General features: G+C 62.3%; 11 protein-coding genes. 9 read left to right on the forward strand and 2 right to left on the reverse strand.

Going from position 1 to position 12,513, the window contains the following annotated elements:
* Nucleotides 1–11 precede the first annotated feature (11 nt).
* The 9 genes from cysS (at nt 12) to IE061_RS14840 (ending at nt 10,909) form a co-directional block, all read left to right on the forward strand.
* Entirely contained in the window at nt 12–1,397 is a 1,386-nt protein-coding gene (cysS, locus tag IE061_RS14800; RefSeq protein WP_193461927.1) for a cysteine--tRNA ligase, read from the forward strand.
* 104 nt (nt 1,398–1,501) lie between these two features.
* Nucleotides 1,502–2,425, forward strand: a complete 924-nt coding sequence (gene osmF / locus IE061_RS14805; protein ID WP_193461928.1) for a glycine betaine ABC transporter substrate-binding protein OsmF — start codon at nt 1,502–1,504, stop codon at nt 2,423–2,425.
* 3 nt (nt 2,426–2,428) lie between these two features.
* Nucleotides 2,429–3,628 carry an ABC transporter permease gene (locus IE061_RS14810; RefSeq protein ID WP_189463148.1) on the forward strand — a complete coding sequence of 400 codons (1,200 nt, stop codon included), beginning with the start codon at nt 2,429–2,431 and terminating at the stop codon, nt 3,626–3,628.
* Nucleotides 3,625–4,584: an ABC transporter ATP-binding protein gene (locus IE061_RS14815; RefSeq protein WP_039181792.1), complete on the forward strand. Its 960-nt coding sequence runs from the start codon at nt 3,625–3,627 to the stop codon at nt 4,582–4,584. Before IE061_RS14810 ends, IE061_RS14815 begins: the two co-directional genes overlap by 4 nt.
* A gap of 137 nt (nt 4,585–4,721) precedes the next feature.
* Complete coding sequence (locus tag IE061_RS14820) at nt 4,722–5,393, forward strand: ABC transporter permease (protein ID WP_193461929.1); 672 nt, start codon at nt 4,722–4,724, stop codon at nt 5,391–5,393.
* Nucleotides 5,394–5,527: 134 nt separating this feature from the next.
* A complete protein-coding gene (locus tag IE061_RS14825; RefSeq protein ID WP_096922935.1) occupies nt 5,528–6,730 on the forward strand; it encodes a thiamine pyrophosphate-dependent dehydrogenase E1 component subunit alpha in 1,203 nt (400 codons plus the stop codon).
* 1 nt (nt 6,731) lies between these two features.
* Nucleotides 6,732–7,709, forward strand: a complete 978-nt coding sequence (locus tag IE061_RS14830) for an alpha-ketoacid dehydrogenase subunit beta (protein ID WP_016913922.1) — start codon at nt 6,732–6,734, stop codon at nt 7,707–7,709.
* A 17-nt stretch (nt 7,710–7,726) separates the two neighbouring features.
* Nucleotides 7,727–9,028 (forward strand): 2-oxo acid dehydrogenase subunit E2, encoded by a 1,302-nt coding sequence (locus IE061_RS14835; protein ID WP_193461930.1) that lies wholly within the window; start codon nt 7,727–7,729, stop codon nt 9,026–9,028.
* A gap of 18 nt (nt 9,029–9,046) precedes the next feature.
* On the forward strand, nt 9,047–10,909 hold the full coding sequence (locus IE061_RS14840) for a protein kinase domain-containing protein (protein WP_193461931.1): 1,863 nt from the start codon (nt 9,047–9,049) through the stop codon (nt 10,907–10,909).
* On the opposite strand, the gene IE061_RS14845 is transcribed toward IE061_RS14840, so the two are convergent.
* Both IE061_RS14845 and IE061_RS14850 read right to left on the reverse strand, forming a co-directional pair.
* Nucleotides 10,906–11,571 carry an ABC-type transport auxiliary lipoprotein family protein gene (locus IE061_RS14845; protein ID WP_016913918.1) on the reverse strand — a complete coding sequence of 222 codons (666 nt, stop codon included), beginning with the start codon at nt 11,569–11,571 and terminating at the stop codon, nt 10,906–10,908. The two genes, IE061_RS14840 and IE061_RS14845, sit on opposite strands and share 4 nt — an antisense overlap.
* The gene (locus IE061_RS14850) at nt 11,568–12,509 is read right to left on the reverse strand and encodes an MlaD family protein (RefSeq protein WP_193461932.1); all 942 of its coding nucleotides are present in this window, start codon (nt 12,507–12,509) and stop codon (nt 11,568–11,570) included. The genes IE061_RS14845 and IE061_RS14850 overlap by 4 nt, the downstream gene beginning before the upstream one ends.
* Between the last annotated feature and the right edge of the window lie 4 nt (nt 12,510–12,513).

Here is a 12,513-nt window from a genome sequence, read left to right on the forward strand (position 1 = left end):
GGAAACGTCATATGCACATTTACAATACGCTGACACGCCGCAAAGAGCCTTTTAAGCCCCTTGTCGATGGCAAGGTAAGCATGTACGTCTGCGGCATGACGGTGTATGACTACTGTCACCTTGGCCACGCCAGGGTGATGGTGGCCTTTGACGTGATTACCCGCTACCTGCGCCACCGTGGCTACGACGTGACCTACGTGCGCAACATCACGGATATCGACGACAAGATCCTCAAGCGTGCCGAAGAGAACGGTGAGGCCATCAGCTCGCTCACCGAGCGCATGATCGCGGCCATGCATGAAGACGAGCAGCGGCTGAATGTGCTGCCTCCCAGCCAGGAGCCCCGTGCCACGGGGCATATTGGCGACATCATCCGCATGATCGAAACGCTGGTGGAAAAAGGCTTTGCCTACGCCGCGGAAAACGGCGACGTCTACTATCGGGTGCGCAAGTTTGCCGATTACGGCAAGCTCAACAACCGCCAGCTGGATGACATGCGCTCTGGCGCGCGCGTGGAAGTGGACGTGCACAAGGAAGACCCGCTGGACTTCGTGCTCTGGAAAGCGGCCAAGCCGGGAGAGGCCCATTGGCACTCCCCCTGGGGGGACGGCCGCCCAGGCTGGCATATCGAATGTTCGGCCATGTCCACCTGCTGCCTGGGGGACACCTTCGATATTCATGGCGGTGGGCCGGATCTTACCTTCCCCCATCACGAAAACGAGATTGCCCAGTCGGAAGCGGCCACGGGCAAGACCTACGTGAACACCTGGATGCATGCCGGTGCCGTGCGCGTCAATCAGGAAAAGATGTCGAAGTCGCTGGGCAACTTCTTCACCATTCGTGATGTGCTGGCGGAGCATGACCCGGAGGTCGTGCGCTATCTGCTGGTGGCCAGCCACTATCGCAGCCCGATCAACTACTCCGTGGATTCGCTGGTCGAGGCGCGCAAGTCGTTGACGCGCCTGTATACCGCCCTTGAAGGTGTCGTGGTGGCGTCTGAGGGTGAGCAGGGGAGTTATGCCGAGCGCTTCACTGCTTCCATGGATGATGATTTCAATACCCCGGAAGCGCTGGCCGTACTGTTCGATCTGGCAAGGGATCTCAACCGCGCCAAGAGCGACCAGCCGGAAGCTGCGCCCCGCCTGGCCGGAGAGCTGCAGCGCCTGGCGGGAGTGCTGGGGCTCTTGCAGCAGACGCCGCAGGCTTTCCTGAAAGGGGCGCAGCATTCGATGGCGCTGAATGAAGGCGAGATCGAAGCCAGAATTGCCGAGCGTCAGGCGGCCAAAGCCAACAAGGACTTCGCCCGCGCCGATGCCATTCGTGACGAGCTGGCAGCGCTTGGCATCGTGCTGAAAGACTCACGAGAAGGCACGACCTGGGTCATCGAAGCGCCTTGATGACGAAGGAAGTCGGATGCCGTTGAGGCGGCGTCTGACTTCAACGCAGTTGCCTCGTATACTGAAGCGACACTCTCAGGATGCTCACTCAAAGGATGACCCCCATGCGCCGACTGCTGAACCCCCTGCTGACCGCCTGCTTGTCCACGGTGGTCGTTACCTCGACGGTACTCGCGACGGCCCAGGCCAGCGAGCCGGTGGTGGTCTCTTCCAAAATCGACACGGAAGGCTCGGTGTTGGGAGAACTGATCATCCAGACCCTGGAGCGCCATGGGATTGCCACCCAGGACCGCCTGCAACTGGGAGCGACCAGCGTGGTGAGGAATGCCCTGCTGGCCGCTGAAATCGACGTCTATCCAGAGTATACCGGTAACGGTGCGTTCTTTTTCGATATGACCGACAGCCCAGTGTGGAACAGTGCTGATGATGCCTATCAGACCGTTCGTGAACGGGATGCGGAGCAAGGCTTGATCTGGCTGCAGCCGGCCAGTGCCAACAACACCTGGGCCATGAGCATTCGTCAGGATGTGGCCGAGACCCATGGGCTCGACACCCTGGAAGACCTGGCCAGCTATCTGGCCGACGGGGGCGAGTTCAAGTTTGCGGCCAGTGCAGAATTCGTCGAATCCGAGCAGGCCCTGCCGGCGTTTCAAGACGCCTACGGCTTCGAGTTGAGCGATGACCAGTTGCTGGTGCTCTCCGGGGGCAATACCGCCGCCACCATGCGTGCAGCCGCCCAGCAAACCAGCGGCGTCAACGGTGCCATGACCTACGGTACCGATGGCGGGCTCACTGCGCTGGGACTGCGGGTGCTGGAGGATACGCTGGGCGTGCAGCCGGTCTACCAGCCTGCGCCAGTGATACGAGAAGACGTGCTGGCCCAGTACCCCGACATCGAAGGCCTGCTCAATGACGTGTTTGCGACGCTGGATCTGGTGACTCTGCAAACGCTCAACGCGGACGTGGCCGTCAACGGTCGCTCTGCCGACCAGGTGGCTCGCGAATATCTCGATAGCCTGGATGACTGATGAATGTCGTTGATCGACGCACTGCCATCGCCAGCGGCCATTCGGCGCCGCTGGCAACCTAATGTCGTACTGCTGTGCCTGAGCGCCGCCATGCTGGCGGCAGCCTGGTCTTTCCATCTGGTGACCGTGGCGCCCAATCGGATCGTCACGGGAACGGGGTTTGGAATGGTGGCGGCCATTGGCTGGCCCGGTGGCGTACTGGTATCGCTTCTGTTCATCGCCATGGCCGCCCTGGCCTGGGTGCCCAGCACGCGCCATTATCGGGCGCTGCTGGGGGTGATTACCCTGACTCTGTTGCTGATGCCGTTTGGCCTGATGGTCGCCGGGCACTGGCTGATACCCGTGGATGCGCCCCAGGCCAGGCTAGGCATCGGGACTGCCTACTGGACGGTGCTGTTCGTGCTGTTGCTGTGTCTGGTGGAAGTACGCCTGCGGCTTGGGCTATCCCGATGGTGGACAGCGCTGCTGCTGCTCGGCATCGGCATCTTGTGGTGGCTGTGCGCTGCCTTCGGATTGCAGGCGCTGGCCCTGGTGCAGGAGTTTCAGGCCCGGGAGCGGCAGTTCTACCGTGCGTTGAGTCAACATATCGTGCTGGTCAGCAGTGCCGTGAGCGTCAGCGTCGTGATGGGCATGCTGCTGGCCATGCTGATGCGCCGCTACCGGCGCCTGCAAACCGTCGCCTTTGGGCTACTCAATTTTCTGCAGACGATTCCCAGCCTGGCGCTGTTCGGCTTGCTGCTAGCCCCCTTGGCCTGGCTGGCGGCCAATGTGCCTGCCTTGGCAGCCATGGGCGTCAGTGGAATTGGCAATGCCCCGGCGCTGATCGCCTTGATTGCCTACAGCCTGTTGCCCATGGTGCGTAATACTTACGTTGCCCTGGAGGAGGTCAGTGCAGAGACCCTGGAAGCGGCCAAGGCCATGGGAATGCGGAGCCCGCAGCGGTTCTGGCAGGTTCGGCTACCGCTGGCGCTGCCGGTGTTGCTGGAAGGGGTAAGAGTCACCGCCGTACAGGCCATCGGGCTCACGGCGGTGGCGGCGCTGATTGGTGCCGGGGGGCTCGGCACCTTCATTTTTCAAGGGTTGGGGCAGGCGGCCATGGACATGGTGCTGCTGGGTGCGCTGCCAATCCTGGTGCTGGCGCTGATCGTGGATGCAGGATTAGGGGCGCTGGCGGAAGCGCTACGCCCCGGAGGACAGCAATGATCGAGCTTTCCCATGTCTCCAAGCAGTTTGGTGACGAAACGGCGGTGGATGATATTTCACTGCGGGTGGCCAAGGGCAAGTTCTGTGCCCTGGTGGGTACCTCCGGATGCGGTAAGTCCACCACGCTACGCATGATCAATCGGCTGATCGAACATACCCGTGGCGACATCATTCTGGATGGCCAGGCGATAGAGCACTACGACCCGGTCAAACTTCGCCGACGTATCGGCTACGTCATCCAGAGCACCGGCCTGTTCCCGCACTGGACCGTCGCGCGCAATATTGGCCTGGTACCGCGGCTGTTGAAGTGGGCACCTGCCGAGGTCAACCGCCGTGTCGAAGAGCTGATGGGCTTGCTGGGGCTGCCGGTGGGCGAGTTTGCGCACAAATACCCGCATCAGCTTTCCGGCGGGCAGGCGCAGCGCGTGGGCGTCGCCCGTGCGCTGGCCGCAGACCCGGATATTTTGCTGATGGACGAGCCGTTTGGTGCCCTGGACCCGATCACCCGGGACAAGCTGCAGGATGAGCTGGCCCGCCTGCAGGCTCGGCTGCACAAGACCGTGGTGCTGGTGACTCATGACATGGATGAAGCCCTGAAACTGGCCGACCACCTGGTCGTCATGCGCGAGGGGCGTATCGTCCAGCAGGGCACGCCTTTGGCGCTGCTGCAGAATCCCGCCGACCCTTTCGTGGATTCGCTGCTGGGCGGCCTGGAGCGGGGGCTCAAACAGGCAGGGCTGACGCGCGTCAAGGATCACATGGCGTCTCTGGGCCCCACGCTGCCAGCCCAGTCGCGTATTCCCGCTGACTTTTCGCTGCGGCAGGGGCTTTCCATGATGCTGCGTGACCACTGCGACCGCTTGACCGTGGTGGACCAAAACGATGTGCCCATAGGCGAGCTGTCGCTGCGTAGAATCGTCAAGGAAGCCCAGTTGGACAGGGGCACCCCAACGTGAGGCCGGATCCATCTCGCTCTGCGTCTTCGACCTCAGCCACTTCTAGCGCTGTCCCCGCGAGTTCCACTGCTTCGCGCTATGGCGCGTGGGGCTGGCCACTGGTCTGGGCGGTCTTGCTGCTGGTGCTGGTGTTGGCCATGCCCACTCTGGAACCGCTGTTTCGCTGGGTAGAGCCCAATGCGCGGCAGGTGATCTACGGGCGTGCCGATTTTGTCGATTTGCTGGTGCGGCATCTGCTGGTAGTGAGCGTGGCCGCGCTGGTCACGCTTCTGGTGGGCGTTTCTGCAGGCATTGCCGTCACCCGGGCCAAGGGGCGGGATTTCCTGCCGCTGGTCGCTCAGCTGTCGTCGCTGGGGCAGACGTTCCCGCCAGTGGCGGTGCTGGCGCTGGCCGTGCCGGTACTGGGATTTGGCACACTGCCGATCATCGTGGCGCTGATGCTGTATGGGCTGCTGCCCATCGTGCGTAACACCTTGACGGGGATCAACGAGGTTGATCCTGTGGTCAAGCAGGCGGCCATCGCCATGGGCATGACGCCCTGGCAACTGCTGCGTCATGTGGAGCTGCCGCTGGCCTTGCCAGTCATTCTGGCGGGCGTTCGCACTTCGGTCACCATCAACATTGCCACGGCGGCGCTGGGCGCAACCGTGGGGGCCAGTAATCTGGGTGACCCGATCATCGCGGGGATCATCAATGACAACATGGCGTACATCATCCAGGGGGCGCTGTCGATTGCCCTGCTGGCGCTCACTGTCGATAGTGCCTTCAATGCCCTCCAACAACGCCTTGTACGCCGATCTGCGTCTTAAGTTGAATCCCTAACGGCGGGAGACTGCGTTACTGTCCAAGTGTTGCGTTGACATGTGTCAGATAAATCCACTGGCACAAACGGTCATCACCAACAACACTGCCCTCAAAAGGGGTAAAAACAAGGACAATAACGATGACTCAGTTCGTACATCAGCCGACCTTCATGACCGGCGACGAATTCTCCATAGACACCTTCAGCGTGCTCAGCCCCGAGGGCGAGCTCCATGAAGGTGCCGACGAGCCCGCCTTGAGCCGCGACCACGCCCGCAGGCTTTATCAGGCCATGCTGGCCACGCGTATTCTCGATGAGCGCATGATGGCCGCGCAGCGCCAGGGCAGGCTCAGCTTCTACATGCAGTGTACCGGTGAGGAGGCCGCGGTGGTGGGAGCCACCGCCGCTCTGGACGATGCCGACATGATCATGGCGCAGTACCGCGAACAGGGCGCACTCATGTATCGCGGGTTCTCCATCGACGAGTTCATGAATCAGCTGTTTGGCAACGAGCTGGACTATGGCAAGGGGCGGCAGATGCCGATCCACTATGGTTCCCGCAAGCTGCATTACATGACCATCTCTTCGCCGCTGGCCACTCAGATTCCTCAGGCAACCGGCTATGCCTATGGCCAGAAGCTCGCAGGTGAAGGCCACTGTACCCTGACGTTCTTCGGTGAAGGGGCTGCCTCGGAAGGCGACTTCCACGCCGCCCTGAACATGGCCTCGGTGCATCAGGTGCCGGTCATTTTCTTCTGTCGCAACAATGGCTATGCCATCTCGACTCCCGCCACCGAACAGTTTGCCGCCGATGGCATTGCCCCGCGTGCGTTCGGCTATCACATGCATGTCATCCGCGTGGATGGCAACGACGCCCTGGCCGTCTTCGAAGCCACCCGCCAGGCGCGCAAGATAGCCGTGGAGCAGCATCAGCCGGTGCTGATCGAAGCCATGTCGTACCGCTTGGCGGCGCACTCCTCCTCGGACGACCCGTCGGGCTATCGTGCCAAGAGCGAGGAGGAGGCGTGGCGAGTCAAGGACCCGCTATTGCGCATGCAGCGCTGGCTGGTGAGTAAAGGATGGTGGAGCGACGACGAAGAGGCCCGCCAGCAGGAGAGCCTGCGGCGGGAAGTGCTGGAGACCATGAAGCGCGCCGAAAAGCGTCCGCCGCCGCCGCTGGACTCCTTGATCACCGATGTCTATGCCGACGTGACGCCTGCCTTGCAGCGCCAGCTGGATCAGTTGAAACGGCACATTCGCCGCTATCCCGATGCCTACCCGCGCGGCGCTCAGTCGCTGGACCCCAGCGTATCGACGGCCCACGACGCACAGGGAGATGCCTAGGATGAGCACCATGAATATGCTGCAGGCCATCAATAACGCCCTGGACATCGCCATGGCGGAAGATGACAAGGTCATCTGCTTTGGTGAAGACGTGGGGGTTTTTGGCGGGGTATTCCGAGCGACCAGCCATTTGCAGGAGAAGTATGGCAAGGCGCGCTGTTTCAACACGCCGCTGGTGGAGCAGGGCATCATCGGCTTTGCCAACGGTCTGGCTGCCCAGGGCTCGGTGCCCGTGGCGGAGATTCAGTTCGCCGACTACATCTTTCCCGCCTTCGACCAGATCGTCAACGAAACCGCCAAGTTCCGCTACCGCTCTGGCGATCTGTTCAACGTGGGTGGCCTGACCATCCGCACGCCGTATGGCGGCGGCATCTCGGGTGGCTTGTATCACTCTCAGTCGCCAGAAGCCTACTTTACCCACACGCCGGGCCTGAAGGTAGTAGTGCCGCGCAACCCCTATCAGGCCAAGGGGTTGCTGTTGGGGGCGATCCGTGACCCCGACCCGGTCCTGTTTCTGGAGCCCAAGCGCCTCTACCGGGCCGCCGTGGGCGAGGTGCCCGAAGACGACTATCAGCTGCCCATTGGTGAGGCCGAGGTCGTCAGGGAGGGCAGCGATATCACCCTGGTGGGTTGGGGAGCGCAAATGGAAGTGATCGGCAAGGCCGCCGAGCTGGCCGAAGAGCAGGGCATTGCCTGCGAGGTCATCGATCTGCGTTCACTGCTGCCCTGGGATGTGGATACCGTTGCCGAGTCGGTCTTCAAGACCGGTCGTATGATCGTCAGCCACGAAGCGCCGCTGACCGGAGGTTTTGCCGGTGAGATCGCCGCCACGATACAGGAGCGCTGTTTTCTCTATCTGGAGTCGCCGATTACTCGGGTGACCGGTCTGGATACGCCTTTCCCGTTGATCCTGGAGAAAGAGTACCTGCCGGACCATCTGAAAATTTTTGAAGCGATTCGCGAAAGCGTGAATTTTTGACGCAAGGGAGAACGGTCATGAGTGATTTTTTACTACCGGATATCGGTGAAGGCATCGTCGAGTGTGAAGTGGTGGAATGGCGAGTGGCCGAAGGCGACACCATCGAAGAAGACCAGCCCATCGTCGAGGTCATGACCGACAAGGCGCTGGTGGAGATCACTGCGCCCGAAGCGGGCACGGTGACCAAACTGTATGTGCCCCAAGGGAAAATCGCCAAGGTGCATGCGCCGCTTTACGCCTATCAAGGTGCAGAAGAGGGTGCCAAAGAGAGTGCAGAAGAGGTTGCAAAAAAGAGTTCAGAGAACACTCGTTCCCCTGCCAGCGACGCTGCTGATATCAGCAAAACGCCACCTTCCGCGCCATCGCCCAGCGTCGAACAATCGACGCCACAGTGCCCGACGGAAGGGCCAGCCTGCCCGGTGAAAACCCCGGCCAGCCCGGCCGTCAGGCGGCTGGTGCGCGAGCATCGGCTGGTGCTGGCGGACATTGCCGGTAGCGGCAAGGATGGCCGCGTATTGAAGGAAGACGTGCTGGCGCATGTGAAGTCCAGCCACGCTGCGCCCAGCGACACGGCCCATCACACCCAAGGGAAACTGGCGGTGGGCCAGTCAGGTCCCGCCCGGGTCGAGCCCCTTCGCGGCGTGCGCGCCGTCATGGCTCGGCGCATGGTGGAAGCCGCGACGACCATACCGCACTTTCATTATGGGGAAGAGGTGGATGTCACTGAGCTGCTGGCGCTGCGCGAGCGCCTCAAGCCCCGGGTAGAAGCGCTGGGGGAGCGGCTGACGCTGATGCCGTTCTTCATGAAGGCGCTGGCGCTGGCCGTGGCCGAGCACCCCATCCTCAATGCGCAGCTCAATGCCGAGGGGGACGAGCTGCACTATTTTGCCCAGTGCAATATCGGCATGGCGGTGGACAGCAAGGCGGGCTTGCTGGTGCCGAACGTGAAAGCGGTGGAGCAGCTGAGCCTGCTGGACATTGCCAGGGAGGTGAGCCGATTGACTCAGGCGGCGCGGGAAGGTCGTGTGGATCAGGCGGATCTCAAGGGTGGCACCATCAGCATTTCCAATATTGGCGCCCTGGGCGGCACCTATGCCGCTCCCATCATCAACGCCCCGGAAGCGGCCATCGTGGCCATCGGCAAGACCCAGTGGCTGCCGCGTTTCGATGCCGAGGGCGCCGTGCAGCGACGCGCCATCATGACCGTGACCTGGGCGGGAGACCATCGATTCATCGACGGCGGCACCATTGCGCGCTTCTGCAATCACTGGAAAGCGTCTCTGGAAGCGCCAGAGACCATGCTGCTGCATTTGGCCTGACCCAAGGCCATTGCCCCCATGAGCCAGGCAGCGCTACAGCAGTTCTATATTCCAGAGGAGCAGTCGGTCTATCTGCTGAGCCATCACGATGCGCGCAAGCTGAAAGACTGGGTAGCGCTGTGCCAGGCTCAGCTGGTGCAGCTGGGATACCGGGACATCGAGCTGATTGGCAAGGGGGCCTATGGCTTCGTGTTTGCGGGCAGCGCTCAGCAGCAGGGGCAGCCCACCCACTATGTGTTCAAGTTCTCGCGCATCACGCTGCCTACCCACTTGCAAGAGCGCCTCGAAGAAGAGGCGTTCATGCTCGATCAGGTCAGCCACCCTCTGATTCCCGGACTGATCGCCTATCAGCGCGTGCGCGGCCAGTCCATTCTGGTCATGGAGCGCGCGCCCGGCTGGAATCTCGAGCAAGTATCGCTGCGCCAGGGGCGGCTCTCGCCGCGCCTGGTGGTGCATATTGCCGCGCAGTTGGCGGAGATTCTGGTCACCCTGCGCCGGGAAACCGGCCCCCACGCCCGGCCGGTGGTGCATGGCGACATCAAGCCTTCCAACCTGGTGTTCGACGACAGCAGGGAAAGCATCGCCCTGATCGATTGGGGGTCGTCGGTCTTTGCCCAGCTGGATGCGGCGCTGCAGTTCGTCGGTGCCAACGTGATGGAGCTGATGTCGGATAACCTGCAGCAGACCAACGCGCGGTTGGGCGACGTCTACTTCATCGGCGAAGAGCAGCTCAACGGGGCGCTGTCATCGCCGCGTTTCGACGAACAGGGGGTGGCGGGAACCCTGTATGCCCTGGCATCGGCGCAGTCCTGCCGTTTTGGCTGCCGAGCGATTCCGGCCAGTGCGTTGGGCCTGCCCATCGAGTTTGCCCGCACGCTGGATGGGCTGCTGGATGCCGACCCGGCCATTCGCCGCCGCGCGGGCGATCACTTCATTCGTGAAATGCCGCGTATGGCCAGAACCGTGATGATCGACTTGCCTGCCGTGCCGCCGCCGCCCCTGGTGCCGATCTGGGGGCATCGCCAGCGTCGGGAGATCGATACCGTGGTGTACAGCTCTCGCAAGGCCTTTCTGCGCGAGGCCAGCGTCGAAGAAACCCTCAATGACGTCAATGACGTGCAGCTGGACCGCTACTACAAGCAGTTCATGCAGGGCATGGGCGACACCGAGAAAGCCTTTCTGGCGTCGGTGAGCCGGTTGGGCAAATACCCCGTGGTGGGCGGGCTGGCCGTGCGCTGGGAGCGGGAGGGCGTCTATATCGACTCGTCGCTCAATCTGCACGACCCCGACCTGAAGCCCGCCTTTACCGAAGCGGTAAATAACATGGTGCATCTGGCGCGGGCCATCCATCGCCAGGGTATTTTCAAGAGCTGCCTGTTCAATGCGCGGCAGACGCTGCACCTGGAGCGGGAGAGCGCCGACGCATCGTTCGCTGCGCAGCCGGGCATGACCATCGGGTATGAGGTGAGCGCCGTGCCGGAGATGGAGGATCGCACCCGCCAGCACAGCTACTTCGAAGATGGTCCGGATCCCGAAGAGCTGCTGGTATTGCCCGAAAGCATCATGGCCCTGCTGGAGCAGCTCAATGACATCCACCATACCGGCATGATCATCTTCGAGGCGCTGCCCAGACACCTGAAGATTCATAGCTACTACCGTCTGCTGGACCCGCGCCGAGAGCAGGCGTTCTCTGCGCTGCTGGCGCACATGCTGGACAGCGTCAATCAGATCGAAGGGCTGGGGGTGTCGGGCTTCATGAAAATGCCCTACAAGGACACCCGGTTCTTTACCCACCTGGAGTGCCAGCCTGCCCACTACTACCCCAGAGACCCGCGCGACTATCTGCGCAAGCTGAGCGGTGGGGCAATCGATCCGCGTTAGCGGGTTACCTCGCGGGTCAGCCACTCGCCCAACTGCTGATTCAAGTCATCGGACGCTGCGCCGAAGGCATCGACCACGTCGGCAATGGCGACGCTGCTGGCACGCTTGCGTATGGCGAAGCTGCTGGTCGCCAAGGGCGCGCGGTTGCTGTCAACCAGCTGTACATCCAGCTGCACGTTGACGCTGGGCGGCGTATCGTCGTATTCGCTCTGGAAGTGGCGCAGCTCGCTGAGCAGGGTCAGGTCGTGGGGCAGGCGATCACTGCCGACGCTCGCAAACCGCTGCTGGGCCTGCAGGCCTTCGATGAGCCGGGCCTTGAGCATGTCCGGAGCGTCCTCGTGCCAGCGTGCGCCTTCGTAGACGTTCACCACGTTGCCTTCCGGAAATACCACCATGCGGTTGCTGCCCAGCAAGTGCCCCGTTTCTGGCGTGGCGATGCCCAGCGTCATGGCGTGGGTGGCCGCTGCATTCGGCTGCCCTGAGGTGTCTACGGCCGGCAGCCGATAAAGCGTGGCCGGTTCGTTGTCGGGCAGGATCGAACAGGCCGTCAGGGTGGCCAGAATGATCAGCAGGGCGCCTGTACGCAGGGGGCTGATTCGCAGGGCCCCGGTTCGAAGGGGCCTGATTTGCAGGGCTTTAGCTCGCAGGGTCTTGAACATCATGGGCGGAACTCCTCTATCTGGTCACGGCCCAGCAAAAAGTTGGTGGGGTTCTCTTCGAACTGGCGGGTAATGCGATCCAGGGTGGTCAGGGTGGCGCGCAGCGCCGCCAGGGCCGGGGCAATATCGCGGGTGCTTTGCAGCGTGCTTTCCACGGCACCGGCATTGTCCTCCACCAGCTGTTCGATGCGCTGGGCGGCGTTGGCCACGTCGCGGCTGGCATTCTCGGCGCTCTGCATGACCTCTCGGCCTTCGCGGCTGAGCAGCGAATGCGCTTCCTGGCTTAGGACCTCGATGCTTTCCAGGGTGGCGGTGGCCTGACGCGAGACCTCCCCGAACAGGGCCATGTTCTCGTCCAGAGCAGACTGCTGGGAGGCAATCATGTCGGTGATCTGGGCAACGTTGGTGAGAATGTTGCCTGCTTCCTGGCGATTGTCGTCGCTGAACAGCTCGTTGACGTTTTTCAGAATGGCGTTGATGTTGTCGATCATCTCTTCGCCCTCTTCGAAGAGCGTGGCAATCGGCGACGGGTCGGCGCGAATGAACGGCATGTCGTCATCGCTCTGGTCCAGCAGGCGCGGGGTTTCCGGCGTGCCGCCATGCAGCTGAACGGACATGCTGCCAGTAATGCTGGCAAAGGCCAGACGTGCCCGGGTATCGGTCTTGACCGGGGTGTCTTCGTACACACGGATACTGGCCAGCACCTGGCGGGGGTCATCCGGATTGAGGCTCAATTCGGTGACATCACCTACCTCGATGCCGTTGTACTGCACCTTGCTGCCCACCGCCAGGCCGCTGACGCTGCGCTCGAACAGGATGCGGTAGGGCTGGTAGTCGCGCTCGCCCGCCGCGTGGCTCATCCATAGGGCAAAGAGCAGGGCAGCGGCTGCCGTGAGCACGGTGAACAAGCCGATCATGATATGGTGCGCGCGGGTTTCCATGTGT

It is taken from the genome of Vreelandella hamiltonii (assembly GCF_014651795.1).
Taxonomy (GTDB): Bacteria; Pseudomonadota; Gammaproteobacteria; order Pseudomonadales; family Halomonadaceae; genus Vreelandella; species Vreelandella hamiltonii.

What these genes read in the sequence shown, in the direction of transcription:
- cysS (WP_193461927.1), top strand. Translation starts at nt 12, where the DNA reads ATGCACATTTACAATACGCTGACACGCCGCAAAGAGCCTTTTAAGCCC.
- osmF (WP_193461928.1), top strand. Translation starts at nt 1,502, where the DNA reads ATGCGCCGACTGCTGAACCCCCTGCTGACCGCCTGCTTGTCCACGGTG.
- IE061_RS14810 (WP_189463148.1), top strand. Translation starts at nt 2,429, where the DNA reads ATGTCGTTGATCGACGCACTGCCATCGCCAGCGGCCATTCGGCGCCGC.
- IE061_RS14815 (WP_039181792.1), top strand. Translation starts at nt 3,625, where the DNA reads ATGATCGAGCTTTCCCATGTCTCCAAGCAGTTTGGTGACGAAACGGCG.
- IE061_RS14820 (WP_193461929.1), top strand. Translation starts at nt 4,722, where the DNA reads ATGCCCACTCTGGAACCGCTGTTTCGCTGGGTAGAGCCCAATGCGCGG.
- IE061_RS14825 (WP_096922935.1), top strand. Translation starts at nt 5,528, where the DNA reads ATGACTCAGTTCGTACATCAGCCGACCTTCATGACCGGCGACGAATTC.
- IE061_RS14830 (WP_016913922.1), top strand. Translation starts at nt 6,732, where the DNA reads ATGAGCACCATGAATATGCTGCAGGCCATCAATAACGCCCTGGACATC.
- IE061_RS14835 (WP_193461930.1), top strand. Translation starts at nt 7,727, where the DNA reads ATGAGTGATTTTTTACTACCGGATATCGGTGAAGGCATCGTCGAGTGT.
- IE061_RS14840 (WP_193461931.1), top strand. Translation starts at nt 9,047, where the DNA reads ATGAGCCAGGCAGCGCTACAGCAGTTCTATATTCCAGAGGAGCAGTCG.
- IE061_RS14845 (WP_016913918.1), bottom strand. Translation starts at nt 11,571, where the DNA reads ATGATGTTCAAGACCCTGCGAGCTAAAGCCCTGCAAATCAGGCCCCTT.
- IE061_RS14850 (WP_193461932.1), bottom strand. Translation starts at nt 12,509, where the DNA reads ATGGAAACCCGCGCGCACCATATCATGATCGGCTTGTTCACCGTGCTC.